This is a genomic window from Mycolicibacterium stellerae, assembly GCF_003719305.1.
Classification (GTDB): domain Bacteria; phylum Actinomycetota; class Actinomycetes; order Mycobacteriales; family Mycobacteriaceae; genus Mycobacterium; species Mycobacterium stellerae.
In genome coordinates this window covers 265,932-287,157 of record NZ_RARC01000001.1, presented here as the reverse complement: position 1 = coordinate 287,157, position 21,226 = coordinate 265,932, and the positions used below count along the sequence as shown (strand labels likewise).

The window sequence follows — 21,226 nt, the reverse complement described above, 5'->3', positions numbered from 1 at the left end:
TTGGCCACAACATATTGTGATTTGGAATCTGATGGATACAGTTGTATTTCGTTGGAGCGTTGTCAAGCGACAGGAAGGACTTTGATGCCTCTCGCTCGGACCGCTGACCTGGTCGCGGACGCCTATCGGTCGGGCACGGGAGTGCTGGCCTTCAACGTCATCACCCTGGAGTACGCGGAGGCGATCGTCGCGGGTGCCGAAAAGGCCAATCGGCCGGTGATCCTGCAGTTGAGCGAAAACGCGGTCAAGTTTCACCACGGCCGGCTGGCGCCGATCGCCGCCGCCACAACGGCGGTCGCCACGGCGGCCGCCATCCCCGCGTCGGTGCACCTCGACCACATCGAGGCCGAGAAGCTCCTGCATGCCGGCGCCGAAGCCGGCATCAGCTCGGCGATGTTCGACGCGGCCAAACTCGACTACGCCGCCAATGTCGCAGCCACCAAGGTCGCCGCGGAATGGGCTCACCAACGGGGCATGTTCCTCGAAGCCGAACTGGGCGAGGTCGGCGGAAAGGACGGAGCGCACGCGCCAGGTGTGCGCACCGACCCTGCGGAGGCCGCCGCGTTCGTCGCCGCCACCGGCGTCGACGCTCTTGCGGTCGCGGTCGGCAGCTCCCACGCCATGTCGGAGCGGACCGCATCGTTGGACTTCGATCTCATCGCACAGCTGCGGTCGGCGGTGCCTGTGCCGCTGGTGCTTCACGGCTCCTCTGGTGTCGCCGACGAAGAGCTTCGCAAGGCCGTGAGTGCAGGCATCACCAAGATCAACATCGGAACCCTGCTCAATGTCCAGTTCACTGCGGCCGTGCGCGACTACCTGGCGTCCGACGACACGGTGACGGACCCGCGAAAATACCTCGCTCCGGCGCGCAACGCCATCGCCGATGCGGTGACGGCCGTGCTCGGTGCGATCGATTGACGGTCACCAGCTGTCACAAGACAGTTTGGTCGAGTTGACGTGGGACACTTTGCGGATGGACGCGGGTGTGCCGCGTACCGCGCGGCGGCGCGCGGTACGTCGCGATGCGATTCTGAACCGCGAGAAGGTGCTCACCATCGCCGCTCGGATGATCGGCGAACGTGGCGATAGCGTGCCGATGGCTGAGATCGCGGCGTCGGCTGGAGTCGGGGTGGGGACGCTGTACCGCAGTTTTCCCAATCGGGCGGCGTTGGTTCAGGCGCTGCAACGGCGCGCCTACGAGTTGCTGCTGGAGGTGATCGAGCGACTCAAGTCGTCCGACCTCGCCGGCGCCGACGCCATCGAAAGCTATCTGCTGGAGTGTGTGCGTCTCGACGAGCGGCTCGTGTTGCCGCTGCGGGGCGCCGACCCCCTGACCGATGCCGATGCGCTGAAGGCGCGCGCGCAGATCTATCGCGGCGTCGAAGAGATCCTCGACCGCGGAAAGGCCGATAAGTCTGTGCGCGACGATGTGACCGAGTTCGATGTCATCGCATGTGGCGCCATGATTGGCCTGCCGTTGCCGAGCGAGCCCCGATGGGCCGATGCCGCGACACGCCACGTGCGAATCTTCGTGCGCGGCATCCGTCGTCAGTAATTCTGCCGCAACCAGGTCGCGAAATCCTCGACGTCCGGGACCAACTGCCTGGTGGCATCGAAGTCGGCCTGATACGCGGGCCTCCGAGTGAACCACTGAAACATCTTTTTACGGTCCTCGTCTTCGCCGAGGACGTCCAGGGGGGCTTCCTTATAAGCAGCTGGCAGCCCGAGATGGGCGCCGACACGTTCGGCGATCTGCGAGCCGGTCAGTTCGTCACCGGCGATCTCGACCGCTTGGATGGAGGAAGCCTCATCGAGCAGCAGTGCCGCAGCGACCTTCCCGATGTCGCGCACCGAGATCATCTGCAGCGGAACACCGTCGGGTAGCGGCATGGCCACCATCACACGGTCATCGTCCCGGCGGATCAGGCGCGCGAAGTTCTCCATGAAGAACGTCGGTCGCACGAATTTCACCCGTCCCGCTCCGAGCAGGAACTCCTCTATGCGCGCCTTGCTCTCGAAATGAGGTATGCCGGTGTGCCGTTCGGCACCGCCGACGGAGCTGTAGACGAAGCGTGACACACCTGCGGACTTGACGGCTTCTGCGATGGTTCGGCCCTGGCCGATTTCACCTTCCGTCCCTGCCGGTCCGTCGTACGTTGTCATGGCGAATGCCGACTGCGCTCCGTCAAGCGCATCACGTACCGATGCGACGTCGTTGAGATCGGCGGCAACGACCTCGACGCCACGCTGCGACAGTTTCGTTGCGTTGTCGCTGTGTGGGTTTCTGGTCACCGCACGCACCGACGCGTTGCGGTCGATCAATGCGTCGATCACCGCCGAGCCCTGTTGCCCGGTAGCACCTATCACCGTGATGGTCATGGTTGAGTCCCTTCTGCTGTGTTGAATCGGGTCTGTGCGAACAACCCCTCGGGGTCGACCGCTGTACGGACGTTCTGCAGGCGCAGCCACGCATCGGCAGGCAGCGCATCCCGTTGTCCGGCCATACCCTCGGCGAATGACGCCGCATCGTGGCCGATATCGGCGGTGGCGGCCGACTCGCGAATGTCAGCCAGTCCGGCCAGAACCGCTGCGCGCCTTGTCGGTACGGGCGCGGCTCCGACGGCATGGAGCAGGAACGGCGCGGGCGCACTGGTCAGTGCGCCGTGGCGGAGTGGTGGCTGCGAGCCGACGTTGCGCAATTCGGTCATCAAGACGGTTTTCGATGTCACCGCTGCGGCCAGGATGTCGTGTGCAGCGGTTAACGCTTTCTCGTCGAGCCACCGACCGGTCCCCAGTGCCGGAATCCCGGGTGGAGGATCGAGATGGATGGCCGCTAGTACGTCGGCGTTCGCCGGTCCCCATGTGTCGACCACCGGTCGTGGGGCCTGCGCCATCGCCGCGCGGAACGACGCTGCCGACTCCGCGCCGAAGGGCGCCGCTGCGGCCAGGTGGACGACCACAGAATTGCGTAGCGATTCCGGGATGGGCGGAGCGTCTTGAGTGTGCAGGACGGAAAGGCTGGTCGCGACGGTGGTGTCGTCGGTGCGAATGGCGTTCTGCCACGCGGTGATCACGGCGGACAGCTGATTGGCCGGCCATAACATGTAGCCGGCGAGTGGCTGGTCGACGGGGAACACGTCAAAGGTGAGCTCGAGGGCCAGGCCTACGCCGCCCGCGCCACGAAATGCCCAAATCGCTTCGCGATCGACGTCGTCGGCAGCCTCGTCGGAGGCCACGCGTATCCGGCCCGATCCATCCACATACGTGACCGATCGCAGTGTGCCCGCGGCCAGTCCGTGTGTTGGCGCGAGCCAACCGACCCCGCCGCCGAACGTATATCCGGCCACGCCGACATCCGGCGCCGATCCCGCTGCGCCGAGCAGACCGTGCTTTTCGCATTCGCGGTTGATCGAACTCCACACTGCGCCCGCACCGACCCGTGCCGTCTGCGACCGCGCGTCGACGACGACTTGGGCTAGAGCCGAGGTATCCACCAACAACGAGTCGTCTCCGATGTTGCCGCTGACGCCGTGGCCGGTGGCCTGCGGCACGATTTTCAAGGCGGTCGTGCGTGCGTATTCGACCGCGTCAGCTCCTGTCGCAGCGTCGGAAATGCGGGCGACGAGCCGCGGGTGTTGTGCCGAAGTCGAGTTGTGCGGCTGCGTCGCGGCGGTGTACGCCGTGCTGCCGGGTTCGGCCAGAACGAGTCCAGAGCCGGGTGTCATCGGGTGCTCCCCTTGGTCGGCGGAAGGTCTTCTGGTGACTACTACCCGCTATCCGGACGAATTATTCCGGATAAACCTAGCGCGGGTCGGCGAGGGCTGACGGATTAGCATCAGGCGCCATGAGCAATGTGTCGGTGATCACCGGTGGTGCAGGCGGGATGGGTCTTGCGACGGCGAAGGTCATCGGGCGCGACCACACCCTCGTCCTCTGCGACGTCCGGCAGGACCGCCTCGACCAGGCGGTGGAAACGCTCGACGGCCAAGGCGTCACCGTCAAGGCCGTCAACTGCGACGTCACCGACCGTAAGGCGGTCGACGGGTTGTTCGAAACCGCGTTCGCGCTCGGCACGGTCGCCTCGGTGATCCACACCGCCGGTGTCAGCCCCAGCATGGGCTCCGCCGATTACGTCATGCGGACCAACGCGATCGGCACGGTCAATGTCAACGAGGCGTTCTACGAGGGCGCGGGTGAGGGCGCCGCGATCGTCAACGTGGCGTCGATGGCTGCGCACATGCTGCCCGAGAACATGGTTCCCACAGAGCAATTCCCGCAGGCTCTGCACGACGAGGACACCTTCATGAAGGACATGCTGGCGGCGTGCAGCATCGTGCCCGAGGAGTTGCAATCGGGAATCGCGTATGCGGTGAGCAAGAGCTTCGTGAGGTGGTACCCCGTCGCGCAGTGCGAACGCTTCAACGGCAAGGGCCTGCGCATCCTGTCCGTCTCGCCCGGATCGGTCGACACCGAAATGGGTCAGTTGGAGGCCGACGCAGGGGCAGGCGCGATGGTCGCCGACGCCGCGGTGCCGCGCTGGGGTAAGCCCGAGGAGATGGCCGCCCTGCTGGCGTTCTGCGCCAGCGACAAAGCCGGCTACCTCACCGGCACCGACATCCTCAACGACGGTGGCGTGATCGCCTCGATGAAGGAGCGAGCGAGGCAGGCCGCCGACAGCGGTTAGCCGCCGTCAGACCACGTCGACCCAGATGGTGAACGCCAGCGTGAAGCCGGCGAGTGCGGCAAGCAGGATCGAGTCGATATTGCGCAGTTGTGTCGCGTCCGACTTCTCCAGGCGGAGTTCGCGGGCCAGCAGGAACAGCGGAAACGCCACGCTGATCGCGATCAAAAAGCCCCCGGCGATGTAGGCCCACACGAATTTCACGCCGAGCCTGCGCGCCTCGATCACCATCAGGATCGCCACCGCGAGCAGCAGCAGCGCGATATCGACGGTGACCGATCGGGATGCGGGGTTGGCCTTTGTGGCCTCCCAGAACCCCAAGAAGCTTCCGCCGCCGCGGAAGAAGAGGATGTTCTGACTCCAGGTCGCGACGAGCGCTACCAGCGCGATCGCCACGTAGGCGACGCACAACAGTTTCCGGGACATGAGCATCCGCTCACGGTAGAAGGCTGCGCCCCTTCAAGAGCACTTTCACTTCATCTACTATCTGCGTATGAATGCAGATAGTGATCGAGCGCGAATCGACGACGACCAGGTGGGGTTGATCGTCGAGGTGTTCCGGATGCTGGCCGACCCGACACGGGTGCAGGCGCTATGGGCGCTCGTCGATCGGGAACTCTCCGTCAACGAACTCGCCGAGTTGGTCGCCAAGCCGGCACCGTCGGTGTCGCAGCATCTCGCCAAGCTGCGGATGGCCCGTTTGGTCCGCACCCGGAGGGCGGGCACCACGATCTACTACAGCCTCGAAAACGAACACGTTCGTCAACTGGTCAGCGATGCGGTCTTCAACGCCGAGCATGCCGGACCCGGCGTGCCCGCCCACCACCGTGGCGACGCCGCAACCCTGACGCCCAGGAAGGCGGGCCGGCAATGACGCACGCATTCGTGCCACACAGCCACGATGCCGTCGAGAGCGTTGACAGCGCGTTGGAATCCAGTGCGATCGGCATCCGCACCGTCAAGATCAGCCTGGTTGTGCTCGGTGCCACCGCGCTTGCGCAGGCCGCGATCGTCACGATCTCCGGGTCGATTGCCTTGGCGGCCGACACAATTCACAACTTCTCCGACGCGCTGACGGCTGTTCCGTTGTGGATCGCTTTCGTGCTCGGCCGACGAGCGGCGACGCGCCGATACACCTACGGCTTCGGCCGCGCCGAGGATCTGGCTGGGCTCTTCGTCGTTGCGATGATCGCCTTTTCGGCCGTCATCGCCGGCTATGAGGCCGTGCTCCGGCTGATCCATCCGGTGCCGATCGATCATGTCGGGTGGGTAGCCGTCGCAGGCCTTGTCGGATTCCTCGGCAACGAAGCTGTGGCGCTGTACCGCATCCGCACCGGCCGCCGAATCGGTTCTGCCGCACTGGTTGCCGACGGCCTGCATGCTCGCACTGACGGCTTCACCTCGCTTGCGGTACTGGCGAGCGCCGGTGGCGTCGCGGCCGGATTCCCGCTCGCCGACCCGATGGTCGGCATCGTCATCACCGTGGCGATCCTCGCGGTATTGCGTGCCGCTGCACGAGATGTGTTCCGGCGCCTGATGGACGGCGTCGATCCGGAACTCGTCGACGCCGCCGAGGCTGCCCTGGCGTCACGGCCGGGGGTCAAGGCCGTACGCAGTGTGCGGATGCGCTGGATCGGTCACCGCCTGCACGCCGACGCCGAACTGGACGTCGAGCCCGGCACCAGCCTGGACGAGGCGCACCGGTTGGCCCACGACGCCGAGCACGAGCTGATGCACGAAGTGCCGAGGCTGAGCAGCGCGCTGATCCACGCCTACCCATCACAGGGCCGGGGTGGGGGTCCTTCGCTGCAACGCCAATGAGCCGGTGAGAACCAGAATTCCCGCGGCAGACAGCATCGCGCCTGCGGCCGCGGGTGCGGTGTAGCCGTATCCGGCCGCGATGACGAGCCCGCCGACCAAAGCGCCGATCGCGTTGGCCATGTTCAGCGCCGAGTGGTTGAGGCAGGCCGCCAGCGTTCGAGCGTCGTGGCCGACGTCCATCAGCCGGATCTGCAATGCAGGGCCCATCGCCGAGCCGGCAGCGCCGATCGCGAACAACACCAGCAGGGCCGTCCACGGGTTGTGGGAGGCCACCACGAACACCGTCAGCGCGATGCCAAGGGCGCTCATCGACAGATACAGACCACGAACCACCGAGATGTCGGCGATCTTGCCACCGACCAGGTTGCCCACCACCATGCCGACGCCGAAGACCATGAGCGCCAACGGGACCAGCGCGCGCGGCATCCCCGCGACGTCGGTCATCGTCGTGTTGATGTAGGTGTACACGGCGAACATGCCGCCGAATCCGACCATGCCCACCAGGATCGCCAACCACACCTGCACGCGTTTGAGCGCGCCGAGTTCGGTCAGGGGACTTGTCACGTGCATCGACCGCAGCGGAGGGAGCCAGAATGCGATCGCGGTCAGCGTCGCCATTCCGACGGCGACCACAAGACCGAAGGCGCTGCGCCAGCCAAGGGCCTGGCCGAGCCAGGAGGCCATCGGCACACCCACAACGGTCGCGACGGTCAAACCGGTCATGACATGGGCCACCGCTTTGGCTCGGTTCCGTGGCCCCATCAGGAAGGAGGCCACCATCGCGGCGACACCGAAGAACGCCCCATGGGGCAGGCCGGCGACGAAGCGCGCCGCGATCAGCATCCCGTACGACGGGGCGAACATGCTGGCGAGGTTGCTGAGCGTGAACACTGTCATCAGCGCTAACAGCACCGTCTTTCGCGGCATGCGTGCGGTCAGTGCGGCGATCAGCGGCGCCCCGACGACTACGCCGAGCGCGTACGCCGAAATGATGTGTCCTGCGGTCGGTTCGGAGATGGCGAAGCTGGACGCGATATCCGGAAGCAGGCCCATCGCGACGAACTCGGTGGTTCCGATGCCGAACCCGCCGAGGGCAAGCGCCAACACCGCAAGCCAACGCACCGAGGGTGCGGGAGCGACGACGGAGACGGGGGCCGTCAAGGGCCGGTCAAGCGAGATGGTCACAAACGTTGGACCTTCCTGTGGTTGGACCCTCGCCACGGTAACGAGACTTTAGGCAGTCAGCAAACTGACTTAGGTATTTTGACGGTAAAAGTGGTGCAGGTTACGATTGGGCCAGAACCCCGATCGGACCTATTTGAATCGATGACATGGCCTTTTTCCGAACTTCGACGGCCACCTCGGCAGGCGACGTCTACGGGCTGATCCGTGCCGCGGGCGCCATCACACGTGCCGAGCTCGGTGACCAGACCGGCCTGTCCCGCACCGCTGTGGCCGCTCGGGTGGCTGCGCTGGCGGATCAGGACCTGATCACCGAACGTCAACAGGCGCCGTCCACCGGTGGCAGGCCCGCCGCGCTGCTGACGTTCAACGCCGACGCCGGCGTCGTGCTCGCCGCCGCGATCGGGCGCAGCCGGACCCGGCTGGCGGTGTGCAACCTCGCCGGCGAGATCCTGGCCGCAGCCGATATCGACCAGGAGATCGGCATCGGTCCCGACGAGTTGATGCCCGACGTGGCCAAGAGGCTCGACGTCCTGCTCGAGGGGCACCGCGATGTTCGCATTCACGGCGTCGGGCTGTGCCTACCCGGGACGGTCGACCAGCATCGCGGCTGCAGCCTCGACTCGCCGATCATGAGCGGCTGGGACGGGGTACCGCTGGCGCCCTATTTCGTCGAGCTGACCGATGCGCCCGTCATCCTCGACAACGACGTCAACGTCATTGCGCTGGCAGAGCGGCGGGGTGAGCGTCAGGCCGTCGACGATGTGCTCGTCATCAAGGCGTCTACTGGTCTCGGAGCAGGCATCATCGCCGGGGGTTCGCTGCAGCGTGGCGCGGTACAAGCCGCAGGCGAGTTCGGCCACAACAAAACGCCCGCCGCCGACGGGGTGCCGTGCCGATGCGGCGACACCGGATGTCTGGAAGCGATCGCGGGCGGTTGGGCGCTGGTGCGGGCTCTGACGCAACAGGGTCACGCGGTGGGCCACATCCGCGATGTCGTGGAACTAGCCAACGGCGGGGACGCCGAGGCGCGGAGGTTGATCCGGGACAGCGGCCGTCACGTCGGCGAGGTTCTGGCAGCCGCGGTGAACCTGCTCAACCCCGCATTGCTGGTCGTCGCGGGCGACATGGCAAGGGCATACGACATCTTCGTGGCGGGTCTGCGGGAAACGTTGTACGGCAACGCGACCGCGCTCGCGACCCGTGTGCTTCAAGTCGTGCCGACCACCTACGGGGACCAGTCCGGCGTCATCGGTAGCGCCACCATGGTCCTCGACCACGTGCTGAGCCCGCGTCTCATCGACGAGTCGCTCCGGGCGAAGAGCTAGATGCGGTTCTCCCGGCCGACGATGACCCACACCGTCTTGCCGGAGCGCGTTGGCGCATTACCCCATTGACGGCAGAGCGCGTTCACAATCCGCATGCCCAACGGATGACCGGCGCGCGTCGGTGTTTCGCCAAGGCTCGCCTGAACACGACTGGCGTCATCGACTGCGACCGTGACAGTCGCACCGTCGGCCTGAAGCCGGATATCGGGTCCGCTGTCGGTGTGTTGCAAGACGTTCTCGACCAACGCGGTGACGATCACCTGAGTCACCGGGATCAGATCTGTGTGCGCCCATGCCGTCAGCCAGCGCTCCACCAGGTCGCGCGACCGACGAAGACTGGACGGATCTGCGGGCAGCGCGGCCCTGGCTCGGTGCGCCATGACGTCGCGGCGCTGCAGGGTGGCCAGCGCCGTCTTGATCGTCGGATGGACGGAGACCCATCGCGACGCTCCACATCGGCCGAAAGCGGTTCGCATGTCCTGGTGCTCGCAGACGAGCACGATCGGTGTACTCGGCCAACCGTCGACATGCCAGCGCGCGCTGCTGAACACCGACCAGGACGAATCGGCAGGCACCGACAGCCGGCTGACGTCGACGATGACCGCCCGTGGCTCGCCGAGGGCCGCTTCGATCACCTCGTCGCGCAGGGCACGATAGGTGGAGGAGTCCAGAACGCCGTCGGGGGTGAGCACAGTCGCACCGTCCACGGAATCCTCGGTGACCGTCAGTGTGCAGGCTTGGCTCATTGAACGTTGGTTACCCAGACCTGGGTTTTGATCACACCTTTGCCATGACCTTTTCGGCGAAGGTCTCGAGGTTGCGGATCTTGGTGTCCAACGGCTCGGAGTCGTTGCCCATGACGTAAGGGTTGCGGAAGCCGACGATGGCGTCGGTGACGCCCTTGTCCTCGAGCCGCTTGATCCCGTCCGTGGTGTACGCGTCTGCCGACATGACGTGGATCTCGAACGGGTCGGTGCGGCCCTCTTGCTGGCGAATCTCGTTCAGCCTTGCGATGAGCCGGTCGAGTTCCTTGCGGCCGCTGCCGCCGTGCATCCAGCCGTCGCAGCGGACCGCCCGGCGCAGCGCGGCCTCGGCGTGCCCGCCGATGAGTATCGGAATCGGCTCGGACGGTGCCGGGGTCATCTTCGTTTTCGGGATGTCGTAGAACTCGCCGTGGAACTCGAAGTAGTCACCCGATGTCAGCCCCTTGATGATGTCGATGCATTCGTCCATTCGCTTGCCGCGCTTGGCGAAAGGGACGCCGAGCAGCTCGTAGTCCTCCGGCCACGGGCTGGTGCCGACGCCGAGCCCGAGCCGGTTGCCGAAGATCGCCGCCAGCGAGCCGGCCTGCTTGGCCACCAGCGCAGGCGGGCGGATCGGCAGCTTCAGCACGAAGAAGTTGAACCTCAGCCTGGTTGTCACCGCGCACAGTGCGCCCGCGAGGACGAACGCTTCGACAAACGCCTTGCCGTCGAGGAATTCGCGGTTACCGTCGGGGGTGTAGGGATACTTCGAGTCCGACTCGAACGGGTAGGCGATGCTGTCGGCGATCGTCATCGCGTGATAGCCGGCATCCTCGGCGGCCTTGGCCAACGGCAGGTAGTAGGTGGGGTCTGTCATCGCTTCCGCATAGGTGAACCGCATCTGTGAATACTAGAACGTGTTCTAATCTGTGCCTTCGTCGCGTTTCGCTGCCGCGCCGTCGGGTACGCCGAGGCCATGAGCACGGTATCCAAGGCCATGTACATGCCACTGCAGCTTGCGACCTCCGTCGCCGGGGGTCTGATCGCCGGTTGGGTCTTCAACGAGATCTGGCAGCGGGTCAGCCCGTCGGACCAGGAGCCGCCCGACCCGAAGGATCTCAACCGGTCCGGACGTGAGGCGCTCGGCGCCGCCGCGCTGCAGGGGTTGGTGTTCGGCCTTGTCCGTGCCGGCGTCAGCCGCGCGAGTGCGCACGGCTATCGGGCCGTCACCAACGAGAGTCCCGAGTAGTCGTCACGGTTCCGGTCGAGGCGGCACCGTCGCCAACGCCGCGGCCGTCCTCAGCAGCATCCCGTCGTCGGGATCGGTCGTTTCCGCGTCCTTGACCATCCCGCAGAGGCGCTCGAAGTCCGCCTCGGTCATCTGTCGGACGTCCACCGCGCATTCGGATCTGGGAATGTCGTCGCTGAGGACCCAGTCGTTGGGGTCGAATCCGCCGCGCTGGCACAGCAAGTGCCAGGCTTTCACGGGGTGGATCTCGAAGTAGTTTGCGTGCTCTTCGTCCATGATCCAGTTGCCGAACACGAACACCACGTCTCCGCGACGCATCTCGGTCGGCGGTGCGTCGAAGTCGGGGTCCTCCACGTCGACATCGACCTCCGAAGCGTCTCCGTCCGACGGCGGGTTGATGGCGGTGGCCAGGATGAGCGCGAGCAACGCCAGCAATGCCGCCAATGCCGCGGCGCCTGCCCCGCACAGCGGCTCGGGCAGGCCCACCGTCACGCACAGCGCGCACAGCGCGGTGTAGGCGACGAGCGCGGTCACCAGGGCGGCCAGCAGGTTGTCGAGGAACTTGCCAAGGATGTAGCCGTCGACTTCATTGTGGATGTAGGGCACCAGAATTGGGCCGTCGTAGCGGTACATCGGGTTTGACGGGACGGCGGTGTCGTCGGGAGATTCGTTGAAGGCCGATGTGCCCATGCGTGCCTCGTCGCGCCGATAGAAGTGGCGCAGAAACGCGCGGCCGGGCTGACCGAACATCCGGTTGTCGATCAGCTCCGTGTAGACGCGCTGTTGGTCGGCGTCGCTGAGACCGCGGACGTAGTCGAACCGGATCTGCCGGTTCTGCAGGTCGGTGAGCGGCGGGACATTGCTCAACGTGCCGCGCATGCTGTCCAGCGTGTCTACCATCAGCTGCTCGGTCTCTTCGACGCTGAACGGCGCGAGAAGCAGATTGATCTTGCGGTCGCCGTCTGTGGAAACGGTGGGTTCGTCCACGACCGTGCCTGCGGTGCACTGGTCATGGCGAATGCACATCAGCCGCGCGTTGTAGTACCACGTCTTGAACATCGCGGCACCGGTGACAAGCGTCGTGAGAAACAGGATGCCCAGGATGCAGCCGAGTTCGGCAGTAGTCTCCAGGGCCGTCATGACCATCGCGTACAGGCCGCCCGCCAGCGCACCGAAGAAGAGGCTGCCGAACGTCAGTAGCGCGATATTGCCCGCCGACATCGGATAGCTGTCACCCGGTGCGGCGCAATTCGCATACTGCGGGAGATTCCTCGGCATGTCAATTCGCATCCATTCTAATCGTCAACCCGCCCAGCAGTTTTCCGCGATCGCTGGTGGCGATCACATTGAATTTCTGTTGAGCGCGCTGCAGCGTGATGATCGGCGGGATCGTGAAAGAGATCGGAAGATCGACTCCGGTGCGGGGCGCCATCTCGACGACGACGTGTCCCGCGGCGTCGACGACCTGACCGTTGATTTCGGCTTTCCAGCCCGGATCCAGCGGCTGCACGCCACGCTCGTTACCGCGCCGCAGTTGGTGGAAGCCGCGATAGACATAGGAGACCATCACGGGCCCGGTCGCACCATGCCGTCGGACTTTGCCCTGGCCATCGACGACGAGCATCAGGTTGCGGATGTTGTCCAACGGTCGTCTGCGGCGCAGGTGCCGGACGCGAGTGTCGAGTTGCAGCGCCACCTCTGCGGACGGAACCGTGTACTGATCGATCGTGACGCGGGCGCGCATTGTGCGGTCGGTCGGATTGAACAGGCGTGCACCCGTCTGCACGTGTGAACCCGACGAGCCGCCGAGCACCTGGGTGTTCTCTTGGCCGAGATTGTTGTTGGGGTTCTTGTCGGCTGGGTGAGTGCACTCCACCTGTAGGCACCAGTGTTGGTTGGGAGTCGGCGGGGTGGTCCAGTTGAAGACGGCGACTTCGCTCTGCCACGGCGCAATGTGCAGCACAATCACCCGCTCGCTGCCATCGGGCAGAACCTCGATGGGAACGCGGTCCGGCGAGTTGAAGCTGTACGGACGGTAAAGGCAGCGAACCGCGGTGCCCAGCGCCGGGTCGAAGGAGGCGTTGTGAATGCGTCCGTGCACAAGGTATTTGGTGGCCGGTTGCAGTGCGTGGGACTCGACCGGCGTGCCGTCCGGCAGCGTGATCCAGATGTCGGGGTTGTCCCACGTCACCGAAAGGCCCTGTGCCATAAGGTAGAACTGGCTGTAGAGGCACGGATCCGGTGATCGCTTGACGTGGGGCGGCACCTCACAGCAGTGTTTCGGCGGCGGTCGCTCCGGTCGCTTCTTGCACACCCACTCCAAGAACTCGGCAATCATATGCGCGAGCAGCAACAGCAGCAGGGCCAGCATCACGATGAGCCGCCACAGCGCGGTCGCAATCTCGAGTGGCAGTCGGACCAACGTCCGACCCATGATGCGAAGCAAGTTGGACAGACCCATGGCAGGACCCTTCCCGAAGTCAGTGAGGACCGGCGGGGTCGGGATCGGGGTCGGGATCGGCGGGCCGGCACCCGTCGACGAGCGGGTGAATCGACCACCGATTCTCGAGTTTCTGTTGCTGCCTGCGTGTTTCAGGCGCGTGCGCATCGCGAATCCCGCGACACTCCTGCTCGACATAGGCCTTCGCCCGGGCGGCGAAAGCCGGACTCTCCATGCCGCGGTTCATGTCCTCGACGGTGAGGCCATCCGGTGATGTGGCCGCGCCCGGATTCCATGTGAGGAAGCCGCTTTCGTCGCTGACCATTTTGATCGCCAGCAGCGGATGCATCTCGTGCCAGCCCTGGTGAAAGCCGTCGTACACATGCTCACCGAACACCACCACGTGCTGACCTTCGGCGTAGCCGCCGGGCGGCAGGTCACCGACGTTGGCATCGTCGATCTCGCCGGGGTCCTCGTCGAACATCGACTGCATGACCGCTTCGATCACCGCCTTGCTGCCGAGCCCGGCGGCCGCGCCGCCGGCCAGCGCGCCGATGATCCCACCGATGATCGCCCCGATCGCACAGCCGACCGGCCCGAAGAACCATGATCCGAGGGCGCAGCCCCACGACGATCCCGCATACGCACCCGCACCCGCGCCGACGGCCGTCACCACCGTGGCGGCGGTGGCCAGCACGCCGAGAAGAGCCGCGGCGTCCTTCATCCGGATCCAGAAGTCGCCTTCAGCCTCCACGTGCAGGCGGCTGCGGGTCTGGTGCTCCTCGAGCCATGCCTCGCCATGTTCGGCCTGATTGAGATAGCCCAGGAACAGCGAGCCGGGCAGCAGCATGTTGGGGTTGGGCCTTAGCAGTGCTTGCCCCTGGAAGCCGTCTTTGTAGATCTCGTTGGCCGGATTGTTCGCGATGTTGGCTGTCTGGTCTTTGCGAACTGCGCCCCAACGCGGCGATGTGGCATTCGGATTGCGCGGATCGGCCATCGCGACGTAGTCGTCCTCTGGGCGGTGGGGCATCAGCACGAGGTCGAAGAACTCGTCGTTGTCCAGCGCCCCGAGCTCCGAGCGCCGCGGACCCGACTTGTCGTCGGTCTCATTCTTGGGGCCGATGGTGCTCGCTGTGATCGTGCCAACTGCGCACACCGGGGCGGCACCCAGGCAGACCAGTCGTTGGTTCAACCACTTGTCAGCGCTGTCGACGATCGTGCCCGCGACGCTTGTCGTGATACCGATCAGAAGGCCGGCGGCGACCCCGATCACCGCCCCGACGGGTCCGAAGATCAGGCCGACCACCAGGCCGACGGTGACGAAGCTGAGCACCTGGAATGCGACCGAGGCGACGATGAACGGCATGTCGCGGTCCAGGTTGAACGGCTTCTGCAGCGGGGGGCCTGGGTAGTTGAAGCACTGCGTGTATTTGCGGGCTGCCATGGCGACCCCTCATCCCGTCACATGAAGGGTGACGCCGCCGATGGACTGCCGGGTGGCGTTGTCGGCGGACAGCGCGAAACCTCGGATATTGAAAGCCTTCCTGCCTGTGAAGGCCGGTCCCGTCGGTTCGATGGTGACGTCGACCGCCTGCTCCTCGTCGCGTGCGAGTACGACTCGGCTTGGTTCGATGCGTACCGACCAATCGTCGGGAACGGGAAATGCACCGTAGGGCTGGGTGCGCCGCGCCCACGCCCAATGCGCGCGGCTTTCCTCCAGCCTCGACCTGTACGGGCGCTCGCCGAACTGGTGGGCATAGTCGTCGCCGCACGGTGTGCCGGCGGGCAATTCATAGGTGTCGGCTTCGAACACGATCGCGCGCCGCACCGCAGCGGTGTTTCGCACTGCGAAGCGGAATTTCGCCGGCGATGCCAGTTCGCCGACTTGGACATTTTCCTGACCGAGGTTGTTGTCGGGGTTGGCGTCGTCGGGGCAGTCGAGAAAGGCCTGCAGGCAGTAATGGCCTGCCTGCGCCGGAGTCCGCCAGGTGAACGTGAGGGTGGCGGGGTGGGACGCGGAGCCCTTCGCGCCGAGCATGGGAATGGTCTTCACCGCGATGGCCGTGGAAGTGGTGGTGATACCGAAGGTCAGGAACGACAGGTGCACGGGGAGGTTGATCGCCGCCGAGTTGTACGAGCCGTTCCAGACCCGCACCCGCACGTCGTAGTCGTGGTTGGGTTTGAGGGCGCTTGACGGGACCGGGGTCCCGTCGTCGAACAGTTCGATGTCGGGGTTGTCCCATGTCACCGCGAGTCCCTGCGCCATCAGGTAGGGCTGCGAGTAGATGAGTGGATCGGGCCGGACGCTGGCGTCGGTGAGGTGCAGGCAACACCCACCCGTCGATGGCCTGGTCGGCCATTCGCCTCTGCACTGGAGTCGGATGCGGCGGCATATCGCTCGCAACATCTGCAGAATTTGCAGCGGTAAGTGCCGCAGCTCGGCCAGCGCCGCCGGAATTCGCGAAATGGCGTGCACGAAAGCCTGCAGGAGCGTCTTCATGACCGAATGCCTCGGTTCGTTTAGTTGTTTCCGAGAGGACTTGGCGCGACGCGGCTCAGCTCGCCGGGATGATGTGCTTCCTTCGGTCCCAGCGGGCAACCAAAGCCAACACAATGGAGGCAACAAACAAGGCAATCGCGATGGCCCATTCGAGTGCGCCGCTGCCCTGATCAGGATCGACGCCGAAGAGCAGCTCGATCCACTCCCGGGTGATCAGCGTCAGTACGGCGAGCGCGGCCGCAATTGCAGCCAACGCAACCTCAATCCAGAAGCGAATTCGTGCATTCCCCATTTGCGGCCACCTGCTCTCGATCGACCTTTGTGCCGATCGAATGCTACGCGCCCCGCTTGTTAAATTGATCGAATCTTCGGTTCCGGTGAGGATTGACGCGCAACAATGACCTCGAGCGAAAGAACGTTCTCGCTATTGTCGATTCGACGTGAGTGACTGTCGCACACACCGCGTGCGGTGTGCACCATGATGGTCGAGGTGCAGGAAGGCGATCCCCGGCGGCGGTGGCTCACCCGTAACGTCAGGATTCTCTCCGCGGTGTCGTTCTTACAGGACGTCGCGTCCGATTTGCTGTATCCGCTGTTGCCCATCTACCTGACATCGGTCTTGGGCGCGCCAGCCGCGATTGTCGGTGCCGTCGAAGGCGCCGCAGAGGGTGCGGCCTCGCTGACCAAGCTGGCTGCTGGACCACTTGGTGATCGATTCGCCCGCCGACCACTGATCGCCACCGGCTATTCCATGGCAGCGCTCGGCAAGCTCATCGTGGCGGCGGCCACGGGATGGCCCGGTGTGCTCGCGGGCCGGGTCGTCGACCGGCTCGGCAAGGGCATCCGAGATGCCCCTCGGGACACCCTGCTGGTCGAAGGCATCGACGACGCTGCACGTGGTCGGGTGTTCGGATTCCACCGGGCGATGGACACGGCAGGTGCCGTCGTCGGCCCACTGCTGGGGCTGGCCGGTTACGAACTGCTCGACCATCAGATCGCACCGCTGCTCTGGGTGGCCGTCGTGCCTGCGGTGCTGAGCGTCGCGCTGGTCTTCCTGGTGCGCGAGACGCGGCGGGTGGTGCCCACGCAGCGAAGAGCGATCTTCGCGCGGGTGCGGGACCTGCCCGGTGGGTACTGGCGGGTGACCGCGGTCCTGGTCGCGTTCGGCATCGTCAACTTCCCCGACGCGCTATTGCTGCTGCGGCTCAACGAGATCGGCTTCTCGGTCGTCGAGGTGATCCTGGCCTACGTCGGTTACAACCTGGTGTATGCGATGTCGAGCTACCCGGCGGGGTTGCTCGCCGACCGCATTCCGCGGCCCGCGGTGTTCGGGATCGGGCTGGTGTTCTTCGCGGTCGGCTACATCGGCCTCGGGCTGACCACCGACACTGTCACGGCGTGGGTGCTGATCGGGGTCTACGGGTTGTTCACCGGATGCACCGACGGCGTTGCCAAGGCGTGGATTTCGTCGCTGGTCGGATCCGACCTGCAGGGCAGCGCGCAGGGCGTCTTCCAGGGCGCGAGCGGTTTCGCGATCTTGATCGCGGGCGTGTGGGCAGGTCTGTTGTGGGGGACCGACGGCAGCCTGCCGTTACTCGTATCAGGCGTCGTCGGAGCGGTGTTCGCCGTCCTGCTTCTTGTCGCCGCGCCGCGCTACCGGCACGGTACGACGACCTCGACGTCGTCAAGGGCGTAGGGCGGCGTCCCGACGCCGACGACCGAGTACCTGCCTTGCGGCGTGCGCTCGGTGATCCGGCATTCGGCGGTCCGATCGCCGATCGTCAGCGTCACCGGCCCGGCCAGCACCTCGTCGGCTAGGTCATCGAAAACCGTGCCCTGCCAGTGATATCGGCCGTCGAGGGGATCGAGGTGGCCGGACAGCCGGACCCGTACCCGGCGTCCGTGGTCGCCGACGCCGATCGTCGCCGCACCGTCGTAGATCTCGTCGACGACGCCGATGTCCGAGCTCAGGTCGAATGCCCTCGCCGCCGCCTTCGCCATCTTCCGCCAGTACGACGCGTCGGCGCGGTCGGCCTTGTCGGCTCCGCGGAGGGTGAACATGCGTTGGGTGCTGAACAGCACCTCGATGCGGGTGTGGCCCGTGCGCCGCATCATGGCGAGGCACTCGGCGATGTAGTCCAGCCGTGCCTCGGCGACGGCGTCGGCGCCGGTGACCATGAAATAGTTCGGCACACCGTGCACGGCGACACCGAGATAGGGTGCGAGATCCTCGCGCCCCGAACGGGTTTGGCTCGTGACGACGATCCGGGCCCGGCATGTCGGCAGTGACCAGGCGTGGGTGGCCTCGTCGAATGCGGCACCGCTGAGATCGCGGACGTCGGCGACTGCGATGTCGGTGACGCCCGCTCGGGCGAGCAGCTTCTCTGCGCGGTCCACCCCGACGACGACGACGTCGTGGCAGTGGTCTTCCGTCATTGCGGCAAAAAGCCGGTGCGTCGCCACAACCGGCGCGCGATCGGTCCCATCAGACCGACCTCTTCGAGGAACGCGGCCAGCGGGGCGAAACCCGCGACCTGAACCTCGCGGCGGTGCGGGCTGGTCCTCGCGAGCTGGCGCGCCCGGTCCGCGTCGAGGCCCACGCGCAAGTAGGGCACCCTGCTGGTGAACAGGTAGCGGAAGAAGTACCCGCCCAACCCGTTGATATTGGACACCCACAACCTGACCGGACGGCCCATCGTCGGCGTGCGCTTCCGTAGCCCGTCGCGGGCGAACTGGATGTGCCTGGCTTCCTCGGTAACGTGAATTCGCATGAGCCGCTGGACCATCGGTTGCAGCTCGGGGTCATCCATCATCTGTCGCTGGATGGAGTCGAAGATCTCCTCGCCGATCAGCGCGGCCACCCAGAGCACCGATCCCTTGAAGCCCAACGGCAGTGCGTTGATGACGACGCGGTGCCACCATCGCGGCTGCACCGGCTTCGCGCCGACGTGTTCGATCGCCTTGCCGAACATCACCATGTGGCGGGTCTCGTCGCCGAGCTCGGTCAGCTCGTAATGCGTGGACCGCGACGTCGGATCCTGGTGCATGATCTTGCGCAGCAGCGCCTGATTCAGGATGTTCTCGAACCAGATACCGGCCGACAGGGTGTTGACGAGCTCCTGTCGCGACAGCTCGATCTGCTGTTCGCGGGTCATCGCGTCCCACATCGGTGTGCCGTAGAGCGAGACGCTCTTCGGCGGCAGGAAGAACTTGTCAGGGTCCAGCGGCGCATCCCAGTCGATGTCGACCACCGGCGCGTAGGACTTCTTGACCGACCCCTTGAGCAGACGCTCGGCGAACTCCTGGCGGGTGGGTGCTGGCTGCTGCCTCATCGAGGCGGTCATCCGCATCTCCCTCTTTATGGGTGTTGTGTCTCAACGGTAGGGAGGCCGGGCAAAAGATGTCAATACCCGCGGTACCGGATACTTCGACTTGTGATCGTTTGACGCGTCCGTAAGCGGGTATCGGCCCGTATGGCCCTCCACCGGAATGAAAGCAGCGGCCCACCGGATCCCGACGATCCGCGGAAGCCCGAATCGCCAACAGATCTCACCAAGCCGTCGCTGTTCTACGTCCTTCGCAAGACCGCGCGGGAGTTCCAGCAGGACCAGTGCACCGACCTCGCGGCAGCGCTCACGTATTACGCGGTGTTGTCGTTGTTTCCAGCGCTGTTGGTGTTGGTCTCGCTGCTGGGCGTCGTCGGACAGGGCCGCCGCACTGTCGACGCAGTGCTGGAGTTGGCTGCGGGCGTGGTGCCGAGCGACGCGATGAATCTGCTGCGCGACCCCATCGAGCAGTTGGTGCAATCGCCGTCGGCGGGCGTCGCACTGATCACCGGCGCGTTGGCGGCGCTGTGGTCGGCGTCGGGATATGTCGGCGCGTTCGGACGGGCGATGAACCGGATCTACGAGATCGACGAGGGTCGCCCGGTCTGGAAGCTACGGCCGCTGCAGCTCGTTCTCACCCTGGCCGGCTTGGTGTTGGCTTCCGCAGTGGCAGTGATGCTGGTGATCAGCGGGCCGATAGCCGAAACCGTCGGCAACGCGATCGGAGCAGGATCGGTCGCCGTGACGCTGTGGAACATCGCGAAGTGGCCGGCGATCCTGGTCTGCGTCGTGCTGGCCGTGGCCGTGCTGTATTACGCCACGCCGAACGTGAAGCAGCCGAAGTTTCGCTGGATCAGCATCGGGGCGGCGTTCGCCATCCTCATGTGGGTCGCGGCGTCGGTGTTGTTTGGTCTCTACGTCGCGAACTTCGGCAGCTACAACAAGACCTACGGCACGCTCGCAGGGGTGATCGTCTTCCTGTTGTGGCTGTGGATCACCAACCTGGCCTTGCTGTTCGGCGCCGAACTGGATGCCGAACTCGAACGCGGCCGTCAGCTGCAGGCGGGGTTGCCCGCCGAGCGCGACATTCAGTTGCCCCCGCGCGACACCCGCGTCCTCGAAAAGAACGAAAAAGCCGAGGAAAAAGACATCGAGCGCGCCGAAGAACTCCGGCGCACCAGGGGCGGGGAGCGTTAGCGCATACTCACGAGCGTGACCCGTCGGATCCACGTCATCGGTATCGGGGCGGGCGACCCCGATTATGTGACGGCGGAGGCGGTCCGCGCACTCAACGACACGCAGGTCTTCTTCGCGATGGACAAGGGGGAAGCGAAGACCGATCTGGTAGCGCTGCGGCGGCAGATCTGCCAGCGGTTCATTCAGACGCCGGGCTACCGGTTCGTCGAACTCGCCGACCCCCAGCGAGCCAAGGACGCCGAGTATCGGACCGCCGTCGCGGAATGGCATGCGGCGCGGGCGGCCGTCTGGGCGGACGCCATCGAACGCGAACTCGCACCCGACGGCGTCGGCGCCTTCCTCGCGTGGGGTGACCCGTCGCTTTACGACAGCACGCTGCGGATCCTGGAAACGGTGGCTCAGCGCGTCGAGATCTCCTACGACGTCATCCCAGGGATCACCGCGATCCAGGCGCTGACGGCCCGACATCGCATCCCGCTCAACGACATCGGTGAACCCGTTTTGATCACCACCGGCAGGCGACTGGCAGCAGACGGGTTGGCGGGCAGCGCCGTGGTGATGCTCGACGGCGACTGCGCATTCCGATCGTGTCCGCCGCAGACCCGCATCTGGTGGGGCGCCTACCTCGGCACGCCCGACGAGCTGCTGGTGTCGGGCACCGTCGGCGAGGTCGGCGAGAAGATCGCGAAATTGCGCGCCGAGGCACGCGCGGGCCACGGCTGGATCATGGACACGTATCTGTTGCGACACAGGTAACCT

At 65.5% G+C, this 21,226-nt stretch carries 23 protein-coding genes; 10 read left to right on the top strand and 13 right to left on the bottom strand.

The genetic code is table 11. The annotated features are described in order from the left end of the window. Positions 1-84 precede the first annotated feature (84 nt). Positions 85-918, top strand: a complete 834-nt coding sequence (locus D6M19_RS01385) for a class II fructose-bisphosphate aldolase (protein ID WP_123023359.1) — start codon at positions 85-87, stop codon at positions 916-918. Between the two features lie 55 nt (positions 919-973). Beyond that, complete coding sequence (locus D6M19_RS01380; RefSeq protein WP_164478279.1) at positions 974-1,555, top strand: TetR/AcrR family transcriptional regulator; 582 nt, start codon at positions 974-976, stop codon at positions 1,553-1,555. On the opposite strand, the gene D6M19_RS01375 is transcribed toward D6M19_RS01380, so the two are convergent. Both D6M19_RS01375 and D6M19_RS01370 read right to left on the bottom strand, forming a co-directional pair. Then, positions 1,549-2,379 (bottom strand): NmrA/HSCARG family protein, encoded by an 831-nt coding sequence (locus D6M19_RS01375; protein WP_123023357.1) that lies wholly within the window; start codon positions 2,377-2,379, stop codon positions 1,549-1,551. The genes D6M19_RS01380 and D6M19_RS01375 overlap by 7 nt on opposite strands. Further along, positions 2,376-3,725, bottom strand: coding sequence for an FAD-binding oxidoreductase (locus tag D6M19_RS01370; RefSeq protein WP_123023356.1), 1,350 nt, complete (start codon positions 3,723-3,725; stop codon positions 2,376-2,378). Before D6M19_RS01370 ends, D6M19_RS01375 begins: the two co-directional genes overlap by 4 nt. A 119-nt stretch (positions 3,726-3,844) precedes the next feature. Between D6M19_RS01370 and D6M19_RS01365 the strand changes: the two genes are divergently transcribed. Further along, positions 3,845-4,684, top strand: a complete 840-nt coding sequence (locus D6M19_RS01365; RefSeq protein ID WP_123023355.1) for an SDR family oxidoreductase — start codon at positions 3,845-3,847, stop codon at positions 4,682-4,684. Between the two features lie 6 nt (positions 4,685-4,690). Here D6M19_RS01365 and D6M19_RS01360 read toward each other — a convergent pair whose 3' ends face one another. After that, on the bottom strand, positions 4,691-5,113 hold the full coding sequence (locus D6M19_RS01360) for a DUF2834 domain-containing protein (protein ID WP_123023354.1): 423 nt from the start codon (positions 5,111-5,113) through the stop codon (positions 4,691-4,693). Between the two features lie 61 nt (positions 5,114-5,174). On the opposite strand from D6M19_RS01360, the gene D6M19_RS01355 reads away from it, so the two are divergent. Together D6M19_RS01355 and D6M19_RS01350 are read left to right on the top strand one after the other, a co-directional pair. Then, entirely contained in the window at positions 5,175-5,555 is a 381-nt protein-coding gene (locus tag D6M19_RS01355) for an ArsR/SmtB family transcription factor (protein WP_123023353.1), read from the top strand. Next, positions 5,552-6,502: a cation diffusion facilitator family transporter gene (locus tag D6M19_RS01350; protein WP_123023352.1), complete on the top strand. Its 951-nt coding sequence runs from the start codon at positions 5,552-5,554 to the stop codon at positions 6,500-6,502. The genes D6M19_RS01355 and D6M19_RS01350 overlap by 4 nt, the downstream gene beginning before the upstream one ends. On the opposite strand, the gene D6M19_RS01345 is transcribed toward D6M19_RS01350, so the two are convergent. Then, positions 6,461-7,687: an MFS transporter gene (locus D6M19_RS01345; RefSeq protein ID WP_123023351.1), complete on the bottom strand. Its 1,227-nt coding sequence runs from the start codon at positions 7,685-7,687 to the stop codon at positions 6,461-6,463. The two genes, D6M19_RS01350 and D6M19_RS01345, sit on opposite strands and share 42 nt — an antisense overlap. Before the next feature lie 146 nt (positions 7,688-7,833). Here D6M19_RS01345 and D6M19_RS01340 point away from each other — a divergent pair, with 146 nt between their 5' ends. Further along, positions 7,834-9,012 carry an ROK family protein gene (locus D6M19_RS01340; RefSeq protein WP_123023350.1) on the top strand — a complete coding sequence of 393 codons (1,179 nt, stop codon included), beginning with the start codon at positions 7,834-7,836 and terminating at the stop codon, positions 9,010-9,012. On the opposite strand, the gene D6M19_RS01335 is transcribed toward D6M19_RS01340, so the two are convergent. After that, the gene (locus D6M19_RS01335; protein WP_123023349.1) at positions 9,009-9,758 is read right to left on the bottom strand and encodes an STAS domain-containing protein; all 750 of its coding nucleotides are present in this window, start codon (positions 9,756-9,758) and stop codon (positions 9,009-9,011) included. The genes D6M19_RS01340 and D6M19_RS01335 overlap by 4 nt on opposite strands. Before the next feature lie 31 nt (positions 9,759-9,789). Beyond that, entirely contained in the window at positions 9,790-10,656 is an 867-nt protein-coding gene (locus D6M19_RS01330) for a TIGR03619 family F420-dependent LLM class oxidoreductase (protein WP_123023348.1), read from the bottom strand. Positions 10,657-10,731: 75 nt separating this feature from the next. Here D6M19_RS01330 and D6M19_RS01325 point away from each other — a divergent pair, with 75 nt between their 5' ends. Beyond that, entirely contained in the window at positions 10,732-11,004 is a 273-nt protein-coding gene (locus D6M19_RS01325; protein ID WP_123023347.1) for a DUF4235 domain-containing protein, read from the top strand. Positions 11,005-11,007: 3 nt separating this feature from the next. Here the strand turns inward: D6M19_RS01325 and D6M19_RS01320 are convergent, their stop codons facing one another. From D6M19_RS01320 to D6M19_RS01300, 5 genes are read right to left on the bottom strand one after another with little or no spacing between them, the layout of a single operon-like run. After that, a complete protein-coding gene (locus tag D6M19_RS01320; protein WP_123023346.1) occupies positions 11,008-12,282 on the bottom strand; it encodes a hypothetical protein in 1,275 nt (424 codons plus the stop codon). A gap of 1 nt (position 12,283) precedes the next feature. After that, positions 12,284-13,465, bottom strand: a complete 1,182-nt coding sequence (locus tag D6M19_RS01315) for a hypothetical protein (RefSeq protein WP_123023345.1) — start codon at positions 13,463-13,465, stop codon at positions 12,284-12,286. A 19-nt stretch (positions 13,466-13,484) separates the two neighbouring features. Next, the gene (locus D6M19_RS01310; RefSeq protein ID WP_123023344.1) at positions 13,485-14,888 is read right to left on the bottom strand and encodes a hypothetical protein; all 1,404 of its coding nucleotides are present in this window, start codon (positions 14,886-14,888) and stop codon (positions 13,485-13,487) included. Between the two features lie 9 nt (positions 14,889-14,897). Continuing rightward, a complete protein-coding gene (locus tag D6M19_RS01305) occupies positions 14,898-15,944 on the bottom strand; it encodes a hypothetical protein (protein ID WP_123023343.1) in 1,047 nt (348 codons plus the stop codon). A gap of 55 nt (positions 15,945-15,999) precedes the next feature. Beyond that, positions 16,000-16,236, bottom strand: a complete 237-nt coding sequence (locus D6M19_RS01300) for an ABC transporter permease (RefSeq protein ID WP_123023342.1) — start codon at positions 16,234-16,236, stop codon at positions 16,000-16,002. Positions 16,237-16,422: 186 nt separating this feature from the next. On the opposite strand from D6M19_RS01300, the gene D6M19_RS01295 reads away from it, so the two are divergent. After that, positions 16,423-17,640, top strand: coding sequence for an MFS transporter (locus D6M19_RS01295; protein WP_234834640.1), 1,218 nt, complete (start codon positions 16,423-16,425; stop codon positions 17,638-17,640). Here the strand turns inward: D6M19_RS01295 and D6M19_RS01290 are convergent. Together D6M19_RS01290 and D6M19_RS01285 are read right to left on the bottom strand one after the other, a co-directional pair. Beyond that, positions 17,598-18,380, bottom strand: coding sequence for a DUF4873 domain-containing protein (locus D6M19_RS01290; RefSeq protein ID WP_123023341.1), 783 nt, complete (start codon positions 18,378-18,380; stop codon positions 17,598-17,600). The two genes, D6M19_RS01295 and D6M19_RS01290, sit on opposite strands and share 43 nt — an antisense overlap. After that, on the bottom strand, positions 18,377-19,288 hold the full coding sequence (locus tag D6M19_RS01285) for an AurF N-oxygenase family protein (RefSeq protein ID WP_123023628.1): 912 nt from the start codon (positions 19,286-19,288) through the stop codon (positions 18,377-18,379). Before D6M19_RS01285 ends, D6M19_RS01290 begins: the two co-directional genes overlap by 4 nt. A gap of 129 nt (positions 19,289-19,417) precedes the next feature. On the opposite strand from D6M19_RS01285, the gene D6M19_RS01280 reads away from it, so the two are divergent. Together D6M19_RS01280 and cobF are read left to right on the top strand one after the other, a co-directional pair. Then, positions 19,418-20,467, top strand: a complete 1,050-nt coding sequence (locus D6M19_RS01280) for a YihY/virulence factor BrkB family protein (RefSeq protein ID WP_123023340.1) — start codon at positions 19,418-19,420, stop codon at positions 20,465-20,467. A 15-nt stretch (positions 20,468-20,482) separates the two neighbouring features. Continuing rightward, positions 20,483-21,223, top strand: a complete 741-nt coding sequence (cobF, locus tag D6M19_RS01275; protein ID WP_123023339.1) for a precorrin-6A synthase (deacetylating) — start codon at positions 20,483-20,485, stop codon at positions 21,221-21,223. Positions 21,224-21,226 lie beyond the last annotated feature (3 nt).

What these genes read in the sequence shown, in the direction of transcription:
- D6M19_RS01280 (WP_123023340.1), top strand. Translation starts at nt 19,418, where the DNA reads ATGGCCCTCCACCGGAATGAAAGCAGCGGCCCACCGGATCCCGACGAT.
- D6M19_RS01375 (WP_123023357.1), bottom strand. Translation starts at nt 2,379, where the DNA reads ATGACCATCACGGTGATAGGTGCTACCGGGCAACAGGGCTCGGCGGTG.
- D6M19_RS01300 (WP_123023342.1), bottom strand. Translation starts at nt 16,236, where the DNA reads ATGGGGAATGCACGAATTCGCTTCTGGATTGAGGTTGCGTTGGCTGCA.
- D6M19_RS01385 (WP_123023359.1), top strand. Translation starts at nt 85, where the DNA reads ATGCCTCTCGCTCGGACCGCTGACCTGGTCGCGGACGCCTATCGGTCG.
- D6M19_RS01305 (WP_123023343.1), bottom strand. Translation starts at nt 15,944, where the DNA reads ATGAAGACGCTCCTGCAGGCTTTCGTGCACGCCATTTCGCGAATTCCG.
- D6M19_RS01365 (WP_123023355.1), top strand. Translation starts at nt 3,845, where the DNA reads ATGAGCAATGTGTCGGTGATCACCGGTGGTGCAGGCGGGATGGGTCTT.
- D6M19_RS01325 (WP_123023347.1), top strand. Translation starts at nt 10,732, where the DNA reads ATGAGCACGGTATCCAAGGCCATGTACATGCCACTGCAGCTTGCGACC.
- D6M19_RS01330 (WP_123023348.1), bottom strand. Translation starts at nt 10,656, where the DNA reads ATGCGGTTCACCTATGCGGAAGCGATGACAGACCCCACCTACTACCTG.
- D6M19_RS01335 (WP_123023349.1), bottom strand. Translation starts at nt 9,758, where the DNA reads ATGAGCCAAGCCTGCACACTGACGGTCACCGAGGATTCCGTGGACGGT.
- D6M19_RS01340 (WP_123023350.1), top strand. Translation starts at nt 7,834, where the DNA reads ATGGCCTTTTTCCGAACTTCGACGGCCACCTCGGCAGGCGACGTCTAC.
- D6M19_RS01370 (WP_123023356.1), bottom strand. Translation starts at nt 3,725, where the DNA reads ATGACACCCGGCTCTGGACTCGTTCTGGCCGAACCCGGCAGCACGGCG.
- D6M19_RS01350 (WP_123023352.1), top strand. Translation starts at nt 5,552, where the DNA reads ATGACGCACGCATTCGTGCCACACAGCCACGATGCCGTCGAGAGCGTT.
- D6M19_RS01360 (WP_123023354.1), bottom strand. Translation starts at nt 5,113, where the DNA reads ATGCTCATGTCCCGGAAACTGTTGTGCGTCGCCTACGTGGCGATCGCG.
- D6M19_RS01295 (WP_234834640.1), top strand. Translation starts at nt 16,423, where the DNA reads ATGATGGTCGAGGTGCAGGAAGGCGATCCCCGGCGGCGGTGGCTCACC.
- D6M19_RS01355 (WP_123023353.1), top strand. Translation starts at nt 5,175, where the DNA reads ATGAATGCAGATAGTGATCGAGCGCGAATCGACGACGACCAGGTGGGG.
- D6M19_RS01380 (WP_164478279.1), top strand. Translation starts at nt 974, where the DNA reads ATGGACGCGGGTGTGCCGCGTACCGCGCGGCGGCGCGCGGTACGTCGC.
- D6M19_RS01290 (WP_123023341.1), bottom strand. Translation starts at nt 18,380, where the DNA reads ATGACGGAAGACCACTGCCACGACGTCGTCGTCGTCGGGGTGGACCGC.
- D6M19_RS01310 (WP_123023344.1), bottom strand. Translation starts at nt 14,888, where the DNA reads ATGGCAGCCCGCAAATACACGCAGTGCTTCAACTACCCAGGCCCCCCG.
- D6M19_RS01320 (WP_123023346.1), bottom strand. Translation starts at nt 12,282, where the DNA reads ATGCCGAGGAATCTCCCGCAGTATGCGAATTGCGCCGCACCGGGTGAC.
- D6M19_RS01285 (WP_123023628.1), bottom strand. Translation starts at nt 19,288, where the DNA reads ATGACCGCCTCGATGAGGCAGCAGCCAGCACCCACCCGCCAGGAGTTC.
- D6M19_RS01315 (WP_123023345.1), bottom strand. Translation starts at nt 13,465, where the DNA reads ATGGGTCTGTCCAACTTGCTTCGCATCATGGGTCGGACGTTGGTCCGA.